The following is a 15,212-nucleotide window of genomic DNA, read 5'->3' as shown; positions in this document are numbered from 1 at the left end:
AAAAGCTGCATTCCGGCAAAGACAAAAGCAGTAAATGTTTTTGTTTTATTACTGATTATGTATCCACTTTAGCAATCCCAGTGAAGTGACAATCCCCACAAAGTGACCAGCAATACCATTAATATTCGCTACTGCTACAAAAACATCAAGCGCACGAATAATCATATTGGGGTCAGTAAGTGCTACCCCTGGAGGTTGGGATACAGCTTTTGCCACCAGCACTCCTACAGTCGCACCCGAACCTAAGAGGCATAACAATATTCCCACCAAACTCGTGATTACTGACATTCTCAAAATTTGGACAGTATCAGCTTTTCTAGGATGACGCTCTGGATTAGGATTGCTTAAACCCTTGGCTAGGCGAGTATAACGGAACGCTAAAAATGTATTAAAACATAACGCTAAAAGTCCAGCTACAGCCCAAAAAATACCTACCCCAATGCCGGGATTTGTTTCAGTAGCGAAGTTACGACCAGAGATAGAAAACAATAAAGCTATCCCAGAAGCAATAGTCAAACCCAACTCTATCCAGAATGAAATCCAACCTACTAGGCGAAATATGTTGGCAATTTTTTGTTTAGTTTCCGAGGTCGAGGATTCTGAGTGAGTTTGCATATCTGTCCCTTCTCGTAGCGACTGGGATACACGACCTTTGAATAATACCTTTAACTGCTCTTGTTGTACCCCCGCCTACAGTAATAAAGCGCCTCTGCCTAAAGATGAGAATTTTTTCTCAAAGTCGGCTTGTCTCAACAATAAAATTCCTCATAAAAATATGCTATTAGGAGGAGGAAATTGCGTCAAAATCTTATCAAGCTGGAGAGAAAAAGCGACGATCCCAATTGGTCTTGGGAGCAATTTCTGCTAATTTAGTAAAGATATCAGCCGGAAAAATATTAAAGGTTCTTGATTAAAATGGTGTTTGCAGTTGCAGAGCCTTCAGTATCGAGTCCTAGTGCAGTCATCTTGTCTGCAATTCTGGCAGTTTGTCTGGCACTTGTGCATCTTTTTTCTGGCAAAATACGCTTTTTGGACAGGATTCCTCGCAGTCGGTGGCTTTCCGCCGCTGGTGGGGTATCAGTTGCCTATATTTTCGTTCACGTTTTCCCCGAACTCAACCAGGGACAAAAGGTAATTGAGGAACGGGAGGGTTATTTAATTGAATTTTTGGAACACCACGTTTACCTGGTGGCGCTTTTGGGTTTTGGTGTGTTCTACGGATTAGAAAGACTTGCCAAGCGATCGCGTCAGCAAAACCAAAAAGAAAACCAGGAAGATACCACCGATGCAGGGGTTTTTTGGGTGCATATGGCTTCGTTTTCGATTTACAACGCCCTCATCGGCTATCTTCTTCTCCATCGGGAAGAACGAGGTATTTGGGATCTGCTATTATTTTTCGTTGCAATGGCTTTGCATTTTGTGGTGAACGATGACGGCTTGCGCGAAAACCACAAAGGAGATTATAACCGGGTTGGACGCTGGATACTGGCGGCGGCGATTATTGCCGGATGGGTGATTGGGCGGGCGACAGAAATTTCTGAGGCGGCGATCGCAGTCATTTTCGCCTTCATCGCCGGAGGAATTATTCTCAACGTAGTTAAGGAAGAATTACCAGAGGAACGGGAAAGCCGTTTCTGGGCTTTTGCTTTGGGTGCGGCTGTCTACTCGGCGCTTATGGTGGCAATTTGAAGAAGTAGACTAAGGGCGCGATTTTATATTATGGCAAAATTGTCCAATCTTCAAATATTAAATCGGGTACTTGTGCAAAATCGCGCTGGTTGCGAGTAACCAGGATGCTATTTTTGGAGAGCGCGATCGCGGCAATTTTTAAATCTTGCGTACCAATGCGTATTCGTTGACTACGTAAGTCTGCATAACGAATGTAAGCCTCTTCATCAAACTTGAGAATGTTGATGCTTTTGAAATCGTCCAGTGTCTCCCCTAGCCTTGTATAAGCTAATACCAGCCTGTCAGCTTGAGAACCGTTGGTGGAAGCTTGCCTGATGCTATCGAGCCGTCCACGACATTGTTCCTCTACTGTTACGATTGTCACAGCAATATCTCTAGGATTGATTGTAGCGACACGCTGCACAACAAGTGGATGATTCCGCTGCAAAAATCTTAAGTGATCCGTATCAAGAATGTACTGACTCACTTTGCCTCATCTTGCGCGTCAAGTTCACGATAATATGCTTCTTGTTCCGTGTCGAGTTCGCGACGATAGGCTGCGATATTTTCCAAGAACTCATCGAATAGCGGATCGTCCTTATACTTACCCGCAAGTTTTAACCAGGGATTATCAGATTGGGTTGATCTAATTTTTACAGGAATGATTTCAGCTTCAGCTAGAAGCGCATTCACCATATCCTGTAAGCGTGAAACTGCGTCTTGTGGCGTCTTCCCCATAGCTTTGCATTCAGGCCATCCTAACAATGTGGCGCTAACGCCTCCCTCTGGTTCATTTTTCAGCAAGACGTGATAAGTTGCCTCATCACCCCAAAATTTACTTTGTGCGGCGTCAAAGTTGTCAAAAACAGCGTTTCCTGTTTTTAGGGGTTCTGGTGCCAATGGGCTGACTTGTTCATCAGGTAAAAGGCTTGGTTCTAATCCTACTGTGTTGATTTGTACGCTAATAGAAGGGGAAAAGCTCTGCTTTAATAAAGCTTGCTCTTCTGGAGATAAAGCCTCAATTTCTTCAATTAGTGTTTGAATAGATTTAGTATCGCTCATTGGTAATTTGTCATAAGTAATTATTTTTAATTTTACTGATTATCTAGGAGTGATTCTAAAAAAAATCGGGGCAGTTCTAGAAAAAATCCTAGAATTGCCCCGACTAGAGATTTTAGATTTTATCTAAAATCCTTGCTTTGAAAATTGACTACGCGATCGCTGCCATTTTCACATCGTTATTTGCCAGCACTTCTTGCAGTTCATCCGCATCTACAGTTTCTTTTTCAATCAGCATTTGTGCTAACTGATCCAGAATGTGACGGTTATTCAGCAATACATCTTTAGCGCGGCGATACGCTTGATCTACCAAGCTGCGGACTTCATTATCAATGGTCGCAGCAGTTTGCTCGGAGAAATCGCGTTCGGCGGCGATGTCGCGACCCAAGAACATATTGCCTTGCTGACGACCTAGAGCAACTTGACCCAAGCGATCGCTCATACCAAACCGCATCACCATTTGACGCGCCACACGAGCCACCTGCTGCAAGTCATTCGATGCACCAGTTGTCACCTCTTCCTCACCGAAGATGATTTCTTCAGCAATTCGACCGCCCAAAGCTACCGCCATCTGATTTTGCAGATATGAGCGGCTGTACAGACCAGAATCCATCCGGTCTTCACTCGGTGTAAACCAAGTCAAACCACCAGCACGACCGCGAGGGATAATGCTGATTTTCTGCACTGGGTCATAATCTGGCATCAACGCACCAACTAGCGCGTGACCAGCTTCGTGATAAGCAACCAAAGTTTTGCGCTTCTCGCTCATCACCCGGTCTTTCTTCTCAGGGCCAGCCAGCACCCGGTCGATGGCATCATTGATTTCATCCATCGAGATTTCCGTCAGACTGCGACGAGCCGCCAAAATTGCTGCTTCGTTCAGCAGGTTGGAAAGGTCAGCGCCTGTGAAGCCTGGGGTACGACGGGCAATCTTCTCCAGATCCACATCCTTCGCTAGGGTCTTACCACGAGCGTGAACGTTGAGAATTTCCAAACGACCAGCGTAATCAGGGCGATCTACGACCACCTGACGGTCAAAGCGGCCCGGACGCAGCAGTGCTGCATCTAGCACGTCTGGGCGGTTCGTAGCGGCAATGATAATAATCCCAGTGTTGCCCTCGAAACCATCCATCTCGGTCAGCAACTGGTTGAGGGTTTGTTCCCGCTCATCGTTACCGCCGCCTAAACCTGCACCCCGTTGACGACCAACGGCATCAATTTCATCGATGAATACGATACAAGGAGCATTTGCTTTGGCTTGTTCAAACAAGTCGCGCACGCGAGATGCACCCACACCGACGAACATTTCCACAAACTCAGAACCAGAGATGGAGAAGAAAGGTACGCCAGCTTCCCCAGCTACAGCACGAGCCAGCAAGGTTTTACCAGTTCCCGGAGGGCCAACTAGCAGCACGCCTTTGGGAATTTTGGCACCAATGGCGGTGAAGCGGTCAGCGTTCTTGAGGAAGTCTACAACTTCGTTCAATTCCAGCTTGGCTTGGTCAATTCCGGCAACATCCCCAAAGGTTACTTGGGTTTGCGGTTCCATTTGCACTCTGGCTTTGGATTTGCCAAAGTTCATGGCTTGAGAGCCTGGGCCACTTTGGGCGCGGCGCAACAAGAAGAACAATCCCACCAGAAGCAGAATTGGGAAAAACAAACTGCTTAAGATGCGGAACCAGAAGCTTTCATCACTCTGGGGCAAAACTGCAATGTCAACATTTTTACTGGTCAGAATGTTGATCAGGTCTGGATCGTTGGGTAGGTTGACTACAACCTTGTCGCCGCTTTGAGCTGTGACCAGCGCTTTGGTGCGGTCAGAACTTAAGCCAACTCTCTCGATCCTGCCTTGTTGAACTTCCTCAATCAGTTTGCTGTATTTCCAGGTCTCCCGACTCTGGGGTTGTTTTTCTAAAAATGTTGTTCCTAAGGCGATGACAACTATCGCTAGCAGTGCATACAGCCCTGCGTTTCTCCACCGCTTATTCACGCTTATTCCTCCTAAGCTTTAGGATGTGATTGGATTTTTATTTGTATTAACTAATGTTAACCTTTCTCAGAATCTCTTGACACATTTTAGGTACATTAGCCTGCAAAATAGGATTTCCCGAAGGTCGTCTCTACTACTTTGATACTAACCAACCCGGTAAGATTTCAGTCCTTGTGGCTGCGATCGCTTTGGTGGAGGCGACGCAATTGCTCTAGGCTGCTGTGAGTCGCATCGTAGGTAATCTGGCTTTCTGAGGTGATAACGGTATGGATGGGAACGACTTCCACGACGCTATTGCTATAAGCCACAGCAGACAATCCCTTCACCCACTCGGCATCGAATGCGACTTCCCCCACTGGTTGATTCTGACTTACCAGCCAACTAATCAGTTGCGATCGCATAATTCCCGGCAAAATTCTCCCATCGATTGGCGGTGTCCACCACTTCCCATCCCGCCATCCCCAAAGATTCCCCGTGCTGGTTTCCAGCCAATTTCCCCGCTCGTCAACTAATATCGCTTCTTGTGCCTCAAATTTCTTGGCTTTGTTCATTGCCAGCCACGCACCTAGGTAGTTACCAGTTTTATGCTGTGGCAATGACCGCTCAATAACCCCAGGCGGCGGGGTTAGGCAGGGTTCTATAAGTAAAGCGCGTATACCATATTTTTGTCGTTGTGTCAAATCAACAGGTAAGAATCGCCCAGTAATCCACTCGCGCCCATCGGGAAAAATTGTGATTCTGAGGATGGGAAACTGTTTTGTTAAAGTTTCTGCACCATAGCGCGATCGCTCCCAGTCTGGTTGCTGCCAACCAAGCGCCAGCAAACTCGAACGAATGCGATCGCAGTGTCCATTCCAGTTAGTCAATGGGTTATCCAACGACTGATAAACCCGCAGCGTGGAAAAAACTGTAGCACCGTACAGCAACCCCGGATCGTCAATAGCTAATTCCAGGGTTTCACCGTCAATCAGTTTGCCGTTGTACCAGTACAATTTAGTATCCCGATATATCCCCTGCGCGATTCCCCACAAAAAGGCTAGGCGATCGCATGACAAATTATTTAACCAATCAAAGAAGTTCTAACTAAACTAGCGATCGCCGCAGCTAACTTAGCTGGCTCCACTGGCTTAGCTATGTGTCTGTGGAAACCTAGCGAAATAGCACGCTGAGAGTCTTCACTCCTAGCATACGCTGTCACAGCCAGAGCGAGAATCTCTCCTCCTCGCTCTGGCTCCAAGGCTCTAATTTTGCGGATCAGCGTGTATCCATCCTCACCGGGCATCCCAATATCACTCACCAAGACATTTGGCTTCAGCTGTTGGAATGCCTCAAATGCCTCGCTTGCTGATGCAACTGCCCTCACCCTAGCGCCATACTGTTCGAGGGCTATGGTGAGAAAATCTCGGCTATCAGGCTCGTCATCGACAACCAGCACTTGCAAACCATCAAGTACAGCACTAATGATTGCGGACTCAGGAGTGGGTGCGGATTCAGGCTCAGTTTCCATTTCATGCCCAGGCGCTAACAGCCCGTTCCCGTGAGTCGTAATTATCAGGGGCAGCTGCACTGTAAAGATTGCCCCCAGCCCCTCGCCTGGGCTGTCAACATGGACAGTTCCGCCGTGCAGTTCTGCCAGGTGACGCACAATTGCCAAACCTAAACCAAGTCCGCCATGCGATCGCGTGCTGGTACTATCAGCTTGGCGGAAGCGCTCAAAGACATAAGGCAGAAAGTCAGCGCTAATTCCTTTTCCCGTGTCACTTACGCGGATCTGGGTGTGGGAGTCACTGCACTCCAGCCTTATTTCCACCTTTCCCCCTTCAGGAGTGAACTTAATGGCATTGGAGAGCAGATTCCAGACAATCTGCTGCAAGCGGTTTGGATCGCCTGACACCAAGCCTACTGAAGGATCTAGTACCGACTCAAGTTGAATGTTCTTAGCGCCAGTGGCTAGCTGCACCGTTTCAATAGCTGCCTGAATGATTGGTATCAGCTTAACTGGGCAAACCTGCAAAGACAACTTGCCTCGAATCAGGCGCGAGACATCGAGAAGATCCTCAATTAGCTCTGAGAGTAACTTGGCGTTGCGCTCAATTGCTTCCAGTGCGCGAGCCGTAGTCACTGCGTTTAACTTCTGAGCGCGAAGCATCCGAGACCAGCCAAGAATGGGGTTGAGTGGCGATCGCAACTCATGAGAAAGTACAGCTAAGAAATCATCCTTCATGCGGTTAGCTGCCTCCGCCTCCCCACGAGCCACTTGTTCGCGAACCAACAGTTCGGCGCGTTCTTCCTCCCTTCGCTTGCGCTCTAGTTCTGCTGTCGCACGGGTAGCAAAGATTGTTAGTAGCGATTCTGCAAGCTGGATATTTTCCAACGGTTTTCTAGCCATCACCCCAAGCAATCCCAGCACGCAGCCTGTGGAATCTAGAAGCGGAGCTGCGATATAGCTTTCCACTTCCATCTGTACCAGCAAATGATTATCAGGAAAGTGCGCTTGGATGCCACGGGGATAATAGCATGGCTTCCCCTGCTCAATAACCTGTTTGCAAGGTGTATTCAGCAAGGAATATTCAATGTTGTCTACCATCTCATAGTCGGCACATAGAGCAATAGTGCTAATTTTTTCCCCAGCCAGTTCCCCCAGAAAAGCGTAATCAACACCCAATGCCTTTGTGAGGTGTTGCACCAGTGAGTAGAAAAACGCCTCGCCTGTCGCTGCGGAAACTCCCTTAGTCACCTCGATGAGGGCGGCATCCATCTGAGCAATTTTGCGAGCCGCCAGCCGCAACTCTAACTCATCAACGACTATAGCCGCTAGGTCGGTAAGGCTTGCTCGCTGCTCGGCACTCAGTTCATGGCGCGGCTTGCTGTCAAGAAGACACAAAGTGCCAAGATTATAGCCATCCTTGTCGATCAGTGGAGCGCCTGCGTAGAAGCGAAGGCCCGGTTCGCTAAGCGCAAAGGGCATACAAGCGAAGCGCGGGTCTTTTCTGGTATCCGGAACGACTAAAACATCGTCACACAAAACTGCGAAGCTACAAATTGTTGATTCGCGACTGACTTCGCGAGACTCAAAGCCATAGGAGGATTTAAACCAGGCTCGAAATTCGTCAACTAAGGAAACCAGGGTAGTTGGCACGTCAAAAAGACGTGCCGCGAGAGCTGTGATGCGGTCGAAGCTCTCTTCAGGAGGTGTATCGAGGATATTGTATCGCCGCAGTGCCTCCAGGCGTTGTACTTCGTTGGGCGAGATAGGCGCAGTGGTCAATATTACCTCCAGAAAACACTCCTCAAATACAGTTGCGACTATGATAGTTTGGCGCTTACCTGTGGAAGAGTATGCTATTTAGACTTATTTGAATTTTATGGCATTCTCAAGTCAAACTGAGTAGATTAGCACAATTAAAGCAATACATACATTAATTCTTGGCATTATTGGGAAATTCCGTAGTGCGATCGCGCTCTTTTCACCAAGTCCGGGGGTTAATCAACAGTGAGTGATTTCCTAACAATTGCTAATAAACGCTCATCTTTGAGTATTTGCAATAGCATCCTGATTGTTCCTGTTTTGGTTGCCCCCGTCGCTTTGCAGTAAGCCTCAAGAGTCTCTATATCCTCTTCTGGAAGTCTTAAATCTAGTCGCTTAGACATGGCGCTTGTCCGTTTAATGCTGTACAATAGTGGCTATGATACTAGGATTTAAGACGGAACTCAAGCTCAATAACAGTCAGCGCACCGTGCTTCTTAAACACGTAGGAACTGCACGCCACGCTTACAACTGGGGACTTTGGTTTACCAAGAATCTTCTCTCGCATAACAAAGCCAATCCAGAAGAGAAAGTCAAATTCCCCAGCGCTATTGACTTGCACAAACTATTAGTAGCATCAGTCAAACCTCAGAATCCTTGGTACTACGAAGCATCAAAATCCGCTCCTCAGTTTGCTCTAGGGGCATTACGAGAAGCGTGGGATAGTTGTTTTAAAAAGAAATCGGGAGTGCCAAGGTTTAAAAAGAAGGGGTTGCATGACAGCTTCACGCTTGATGGTACTATTAAGATTGTTAATAGCCATAAAATCCAAGTTCCCGTTATTGGTGCGTTGAAAACTTACGAGCAACTACCAACAGGAATTAAACCTAAAAGCGTCACGATAAGCCGTCAGTCTGATAAGTGGTTCATCTCTTTTAAAATCGAGCTTGAAGCCCAAACAAGTGAGAAAACCAATCTGAGCGTGGGTGTTGACCTTGGAGTGAAAGAGCTTGCCACACTATCTAATGGTGAGGCTTTTAGTTGCCCGAAAGAGTATCGGCAGATTAAAGCCAAGATAGCAAAGTTGCAATACTTGAGCCGTCACCAAGAAAAGGGTTCTAGTAACAGAAAAAAGTTCACAGCCCGAATAGCTTCTCTTTATTACAAAGCCGCCTGCATCCGAAAGGATAACCTGCACAAACTAACTACTCATCTTGCCAAAAACTTCAAAGTCATCTGTATAGAAGACTTGAACGTGAGAGGCATGATGGCTAATCACAAATTAGCTGGGTCGATTGGCGACATGGGGTTTTATGAGTTCAGGCGACAACTTGAATACAAATGTAAGTTGTACGGCTCTGAGTTAGTTGTGATTAGTCGATGGGAGCCTTCTAGTAAGATACATCACAGGTGTAATTGGAAAAATGAAGGACTCACCCTTAAGGACAGAATTTTCTACTGTCCTTGTTGTGATGAGTCTATCGACAGGGATTTGAACGCCGCCCTAAACATAGAGCGTTCCGGGCTGAGTCTCAGTTCGTTAAGGCTTGTGGATGGAGTAGTGCCGACACCTCCAGTTGAAGCAAGTAAAAACCAGTTTGTGTAAGCAAATGTAAGTGTTTTAGGTACGGAACATACTTGACATGAGCCACGCCTAAAGGAAAAAGATACTTTTGGAGAAATTGGCTAAACTTATGTCCCCAGAAACGGCAATTATCCGGTGGAAACGATTAGGTGCGGTATATGGTTTGCTGTTGCTAATGGTTTATTGTGGCATCCAGGGAGCGGCATCGGGGACGCTCAAGCTAAGAAAGCGCCACAAGGCGTAAACAAAGATGCGATCGCAAAGCGTATGCGCGTTAGCGCTACTCGCCCCCGATCCGGTTGGAAAATTACCCTTGACTATCCTCAACTGAAACTCATAATAGATCGAGTATTATCTGTTGGATAAGTATTCACAGTCTGGGTCAAGACGGAAAGGTTGAGGTGGCATGGATCGGGAAAAAGAGAAATGGTTTCAAGTTGCTTTGCGACTTCGAGGTTCGGTAATTTCAGCAGTTTTACCTAGAGTAATATTGTGTGGAGCATTTGGTTTTTTTGTTGCCCTACTTCACAAATTTGGAGTATCGGTATCAATGCCGTTTCTGAGTGCATTAATCCCCAATATTGTCTTAGGCTTATTACTGGTTTTCCGAACAAATACAGCTTATGAGCGATTTTGGGAAGGTCGCAAAGCTTGGGGTAGCATAGTTAACAGTGTCCGTAACCTATCTCGTCAAATTTGGGTATCAATTGACGAAAAGGAACCAAAAGATAGAGAGAAGAAAATTTCCGCCCTGCGATTATTGATTGCTTTTGCGATCGCTACTAAGTTGCATCTCAGAGGGGAGTCTGTGAACAGCGAGTTAGAGCCATTTATGCCACAATCTCGCTATTTTAAGCTAAAGACGATGAACAATCCACCGCTAGAGGTTGCCTTCTGGATTGGAGATTATCTACAGGATCAGTATAACCACAAACACCTCAATGCTCACCAGTTGACTGCTCTACAAAGTTTGATAAATATCTTAGTAGACAATTTAGGAGCCTGCGAACGCATTCTTAGAACACCTATCCCTATTGCGTATGCTATCCATTTGAAGCAGTTGTTGTTGCTTTATTGTTTAGCATTGCCATTTCAAATGGTTAGAGATTTAACTTGGTGGACTGGGCCAATTGTTGCTTTGATTAGTTTCACTTTGTTTGGCATTGAAGAAATTGGCATTGAAATTGAAAATCCTTTTGGTCACGATGCTAACGACTTGCCCTTAGATGCGATTTGTGCAACCATGAAACGAAATATTGAAGATTTAATCTCGCTTGCTCCCAGTGTTCGCGATTGGAACAAAACAGGAATAGAGCAAATGGAATAGGGTATATGAACGATAAGCGATCGCCATATGCGATCGCTCTAACTATATATATATACAAATTTTTTCTATTAGCTAATGTATATTGACGTACAAGACAGTCTTGAATACCATCTAATAAATAAATTTCGCGAGGGCGGTAGTCGCAACTAATGTAATGCCTGTTTACCGCACTGATGACCATTCTTACTGGCGTGGGTAGATTTACAGCTTGGATTCATCCCTTTCTTATGCAACTGCCTACCCAGAGGATGATTTAGGTGAACGAATACCCTACGTTGGTGATTGGCCAGGCTTTGATGTTCATGTCGGGTCGAGAACTAGAGTTGAACATCAAAGGAGCATTCCTGCACATGGGGAGGCGACGCGCTGGTGTCTTTGGGTGTGGTACTGGCGGGTATCGCCATTTTGACAACGGGCTAGCTGTGGTTTGATCCAGTTGTCAGCTTAATTATTGTTGTGGTTATTGTGGCTGGCACTTGGGGCTTGCTGCGAGATTCGATTAATTTGGCGCTTGATTGCCGTACCAAGAGGAATTGAGCCGCAAGCCGTCCGACGTAGCAGAGCTTCCCGGTGTGGTTGAAGTTCACGACTTGCATATTTGGGCGATGAGTACTACCGAGACGGCACTCACAGCTCACTTGGTCATGCTTACAGGGAACCCAGGCGATGCTTTCCTATCCAGAATTAGCATGGAGTTGCACAATAATTTTGGCATTGAACACACCACGATTCAGGTAGAAACGGGTAATTTTATGCCGTATTGCGGCCAAAAGTCTTGTTGTGAGGAGTGAACATAGACGTAGCTATCCTAGCCAGGAAGCGATCGCTTCTTTGACACAAGGAGAGCTGGTGACGCACAGCAGAGTAGAGAAATCAATGCTTAAGTGAAGGCAGTAGCTCGTTATACGGAACTGAGCCGACAATTGCATAAGTCACTTGCTCAGAAAATTGCTGATTCCTTTTCATCAGCCAGACCAGCATATTGTTCATAAAGGAGTATTTCCTCAAAGACTTTATCCGCAAAGCAGCGCGGATATCCTCCTCAAAACAGGTTTCGTAAAGACGTTGCCAATTATCGGCTGTCTTTTCTGGACTGCTACTCATATTGATAGCTTGCGTAACATATAAACCACTGAGAATGGCATTGGCAATTCCCTCCCCAGTCAGAGGGTCTGTCAGATTGGCAGCGTCGCCAATTTTTAGGATTTTTCCATCGCTAACTCTGTTCCCTTTGAGAGCAGTTGCTAGAGGGTACGCTTTAGGTTTTTGCTTACTAACAATCTTACTTAACAGTTCCTTCATTTGCTCATTACGCTGAACGAATTCGTCAAAAATCCGAATAATGTTTTTGTTCATTTTCGTGTATTCATCTATCCATATACCCACTCCAACATTGAGTTTCACCAATCCAGCTTTTATATCCACTGGAAATATCCAACCGTATCCGTTAACTCCAAGAGACTTGTCAAAGTAAATTTGAGCCAGTGAAAGGTAGGCTTGAGGAAAGTCTTCTAACTTGACGCTCCAGTAAGCTCTGATAGCGATCGCATTTGCGTCGCCTGCATAGACTCCGCGTGCATCTATGATGAAATCAAAATCGTTGTACAGCTCCTGATGGTGGCGGTCGATGTTGGAAATCCTTTGGGTACTTGGCACACACCCTGCGTTTATAGCTCTTTCATAGAGTAGATTGTCAAATACAAACCTGGGGATGCAATACCCTTCAAGCTCAGTGGTCTGCATATGGTAATTTCCGTTGGAAACTCCAAGCACAAGCCCATTGATAGGCGTAAATTCGGACACCTTGCGTTTGATATCCTGCGGGTAGATACCCATTGTGGACAATGCCTGGACTGACTGAAGACTGACTCCGTCTCCGCAGATTTTGTCTCTAGGAAAGCTCTCTTTGTCGATGAGGGTTACTTGATGCCCGCTTTTAGCAAGATGGTATCCTGCTGAGCATCCTGCTGGGCCGGCCCCAATAACAGCGATTTTGGACATAACTATGAGCCTTTTGCGACTTTATGTAGCGTTTCAGGTTGGTGCTGAGGGTAAAAGTGCGGGAGAAATACATCCTAATTCTAGGGTCTGACTGTTCAAACCGATGCGATCGCTACACAAGCAGTTAGCAGTAACGAAGACGAGCCATCACCAGACGATTTAAAAAGAAAAAGAACGTCGAGCCACCACCCAGACTAATGAGTTGTCTCGCGATTCCTTGAACTTCCTTTTGTCTTCTCACTTTCTCATCTGCTAGATAAATGCCCAACAAGGCATGATTAATCATCTGATGAAAATTTGTATTGGGTAATTGAGCAACACTTTCCTTAGCCTTATTAACAAAGTGTGTAAACCGCTCCGTCATTTCATCTTTGTTCTTATAGTAAGAACAAAAATTTAGATCGCCGCCGAGGCTATCTTCCTCTTGATCGATAAGGTAATCCAGTAAAATATGTAATCCTTGTATCCAGGGAAAATAACCATTTTTTACTTTCCGAATTAATTCTTCTGAACAATCTTCATGGGAAGCATAGGCGATAAGACAGAAGATTCCAAGGGTTGAGCCAGCACAGGCCGAAAATTCATACCAGCTCATCTCAGGAAGGTTTTCCTGATGCGATTTAAACCAAGCTTTTAGACGCGGAATACGCTCTTCAACTTGCACATGCTTATGGACTTGTAAATCACAATAATAACTGGCTAATTCATGAAGAGCTGAAGATATTTTTGGATAACCTGGAAGCTGCTTTAACACAGTTTGACAAGTTTTAACCAGTTCTCTTAAATAGCCTCCATCCTCTTGCTCCTTACGAAAACGATAATAATCTGTGCATTCTGCTCCTGGAGTTAAGGCATGAAAGATGGATTCATGAAGAGCGCGAAAATCCTTAGGATCGAGTGAGGTACTTCGGTCACACAAATTATCTAAATAATCGCTCATTGTTTGATAAGCAACAATAAAACGAATTGTTTCATCGCTGTGGTTTTTAGCTAACAATCCATAGATGGCACCTCCTGCACAGTGAAACGTTTTTGTTTCGATACTCATTAATGCTTGTTTACGAAGTTCTGGATTAGGGATTTGATTGGCTCGTTCTTTCCATTCGCCTAAATAGCGATGAACGGCTGGAAGGACATTGCGGTAAATTCCTGACATCAACGTCCAAGGGCGAGTCGGAATTTTCATCAACTCAGTCATGGGAATATTTTCCAAATTATTCTTGTCAATAAATACCTTGAAGAGGCAGTATCTATGCTCCTTCGGTTTCACTATAAGAGGTTGTAAATGCGATCGCGTCTGCCTAATGGCGTGATAATTATTTTTTCTAATTCCCTATTGTTAATCTGTTAACAAGTCGGGAGAAATGAGTTGTTTTTGGATGGCTAAGACTGCCGCTTGAGTGCGATCGCGTACCTCCAGCTTCTTCAAGATGGAATGGACGTGAACTCTAACAGTACCAGGGGCAATATAGAGAAGGTCTGCAATTTCCTGATTGCTCCGTCCGGCTGCAATCATTGCCAAGATTTCCTGTTCGCGCCTTGTGAGTGGATTTTCAGGTAATTTTTCAGCCTCTGATGGGGTAGAAGCCGCTTGTGCGTGCATAAAAGTAGATTGAATCTCCGTGGTTGCTGCTTCGTCCCACCAGGAAGCTCCCGCTGCTACAGAACGGATCGCCAGGATTAGAAGTTCTGCCCTAATACCCTTGAGGCAGTAGCCTTTGACACCGATTTCAATTAACTTAGCAATCAGAGGTTTTTGGAAACGAGAGGTTAAAGCTAGGATGGGTAGTTCTGGGCGTTGCTGCTTAAGTTGTTCACAAGTCTCAATACCACCAATTCCCGGCAATCCTACATCAAGTAGCACAATATCGAGTGGCTGTTGAAGAGCTAATTCTATAGCTGTCTCACCGTCTTCAACCTCAGCGACGACTTCAAATCCAGGTTCCTGTTGCAACCGCATAGACAAACCGAGGCGAAATAGTTCGTCATCTTCAACAAGCAAAATCCGTAGTGCATTTGAGGTCATCTTTACCAGACACAAGCAGCTAAAGCCGCATACAGGGGCAAAACTAGAAAGGGCGTGCCAAAATCATGCCAAATCACCTTTTAAATCTTGCATTAAAAAGCTTTCGCTTCACAAGAAAACAACAGCCGACTCCAGAGCCGGCTGTTACGGATGTATTAGGCATGATCTAGCTAACTCTCAATATGAAGCACCGATACTCACCGTTCGCTCATTTGGATGACCCAGTAGCCAAATAACCAGCCTCAAGTGTAGTCTGACTAAGCAATTACAGGATTTGGCAGACGCTTTAGGGGGCGGAGATTGAAGAGA

The 15,212-nt window shown here is 45.7% G+C and carries 14 protein-coding genes and 1 pseudogene; 5 read left to right on the top strand and 10 right to left on the bottom strand.

The genetic code is table 11. The annotated features are described in order from the left end of the window. Nucleotides 1–48: 48 nt before the first annotated feature. Nucleotides 49–615, bottom strand: a complete 567-nt coding sequence (locus tag H6F74_RS04290) for a DUF3611 family protein (protein ID WP_190436833.1) — start codon at nt 613–615, stop codon at nt 49–51. Between the two features lie 300 nt (nt 616–915). On the opposite strand from H6F74_RS04290, the gene H6F74_RS04285 reads away from it, so the two are divergent. Beyond that, the gene (locus tag H6F74_RS04285; protein ID WP_190436830.1) at nt 916–1,689 is read left to right on the top strand and encodes a hypothetical protein; all 774 of its coding nucleotides are present in this window, start codon (nt 916–918) and stop codon (nt 1,687–1,689) included. Nucleotides 1,690–1,717: 28 nt separating this feature from the next. Here the strand turns inward: H6F74_RS04285 and H6F74_RS04280 are convergent, their stop codons facing one another. The 6 genes from H6F74_RS04280 to H6F74_RS04255 form a co-directional block, all read right to left on the bottom strand. After that, nucleotides 1,718–2,155, bottom strand: coding sequence for a PIN domain-containing protein (locus tag H6F74_RS04280; protein ID WP_190436827.1), 438 nt, complete (start codon nt 2,153–2,155; stop codon nt 1,718–1,720). Continuing rightward, on the bottom strand, nt 2,152–2,730 hold the full coding sequence (locus H6F74_RS04275; RefSeq protein ID WP_190436825.1) for a hypothetical protein: 579 nt from the start codon (nt 2,728–2,730) through the stop codon (nt 2,152–2,154). Before H6F74_RS04275 ends, H6F74_RS04280 begins: the two co-directional genes overlap by 4 nt. Before the next feature lie 148 nt (nt 2,731–2,878). After that, nucleotides 2,879–4,717 carry an ATP-dependent zinc metalloprotease FtsH3 gene (ftsH3, locus tag H6F74_RS04270; RefSeq protein ID WP_190436823.1) on the bottom strand — a complete coding sequence of 613 codons (1,839 nt, stop codon included), beginning with the start codon at nt 4,715–4,717 and terminating at the stop codon, nt 2,879–2,881. A 164-nt stretch (nt 4,718–4,881) separates the two neighbouring features. Further along, entirely contained in the window at nt 4,882–5,709 is an 828-nt protein-coding gene (locus tag H6F74_RS04265) for an aminotransferase class IV (RefSeq protein WP_190437033.1), read from the bottom strand. Nucleotides 5,710–5,777: 68 nt separating this feature from the next. Then, entirely contained in the window at nt 5,778–7,985 is a 2,208-nt protein-coding gene (locus tag H6F74_RS04260) for an ATP-binding protein (protein WP_242021800.1), read from the bottom strand. Between the two features lie 215 nt (nt 7,986–8,200). Next, a complete protein-coding gene (locus H6F74_RS04255; protein WP_190436809.1) occupies nt 8,201–8,368 on the bottom strand; it encodes a CopG family transcriptional regulator in 168 nt (55 codons plus the stop codon). A 35-nt stretch (nt 8,369–8,403) separates the two neighbouring features. On the opposite strand from H6F74_RS04255, the gene H6F74_RS04250 reads away from it, so the two are divergent. From H6F74_RS04250 to H6F74_RS30865, 4 genes and pseudogenes are all read left to right on the top strand, one after another. Beyond that, nucleotides 8,404–9,570 carry an RNA-guided endonuclease TnpB family protein gene (locus tag H6F74_RS04250; RefSeq protein ID WP_190436806.1) on the top strand — a complete coding sequence of 389 codons (1,167 nt, stop codon included), beginning with the start codon at nt 8,404–8,406 and terminating at the stop codon, nt 9,568–9,570. Between the two features lie 114 nt (nt 9,571–9,684). Beyond that, nucleotides 9,685–9,915 (top strand): hypothetical protein, encoded by a 231-nt coding sequence (locus H6F74_RS04245; RefSeq protein WP_190436804.1) that lies wholly within the window; start codon nt 9,685–9,687, stop codon nt 9,913–9,915. A 40-nt stretch (nt 9,916–9,955) separates the two neighbouring features. Next, on the top strand, nt 9,956–10,876 hold the full coding sequence (locus H6F74_RS04240; protein WP_190436802.1) for a bestrophin family ion channel: 921 nt from the start codon (nt 9,956–9,958) through the stop codon (nt 10,874–10,876). Between the two features lie 284 nt (nt 10,877–11,160). Beyond that, nucleotides 11,161–11,667 (top strand): annotated as a pseudogene (locus H6F74_RS30865) (cation diffusion facilitator family transporter); the annotation flags it as partial. Between the two features lie 82 nt (nt 11,668–11,749). Here H6F74_RS30865 and H6F74_RS04230 read toward each other — a convergent pair. From H6F74_RS04230 to H6F74_RS04220, 3 genes are all read right to left on the bottom strand, one after another. Next, nucleotides 11,750–12,877, bottom strand: coding sequence for an FAD-dependent oxidoreductase (locus tag H6F74_RS04230; RefSeq protein WP_190436799.1), 1,128 nt, complete (start codon nt 12,875–12,877; stop codon nt 11,750–11,752). 124 nt (nt 12,878–13,001) lie between these two features. Beyond that, nucleotides 13,002–14,075 (bottom strand): tetraprenyl-beta-curcumene synthase family protein, encoded by a 1,074-nt coding sequence (locus tag H6F74_RS04225; protein WP_190436796.1) that lies wholly within the window; start codon nt 14,073–14,075, stop codon nt 13,002–13,004. Between the two features lie 141 nt (nt 14,076–14,216). After that, entirely contained in the window at nt 14,217–14,903 is a 687-nt protein-coding gene (locus H6F74_RS04220) for a response regulator transcription factor (protein ID WP_190436793.1), read from the bottom strand. Between the last annotated feature and the right edge of the window lie 309 nt (nt 14,904–15,212).

Source organism: Trichocoleus sp. FACHB-90, assembly GCF_014695505.1.
GTDB lineage: Bacteria > Cyanobacteriota > Cyanobacteriia > Cyanobacteriales > FACHB-T130 > Funiculus > Funiculus sociatus.
This window is presented reverse-complemented; position numbering and strand designations above follow the sequence as displayed.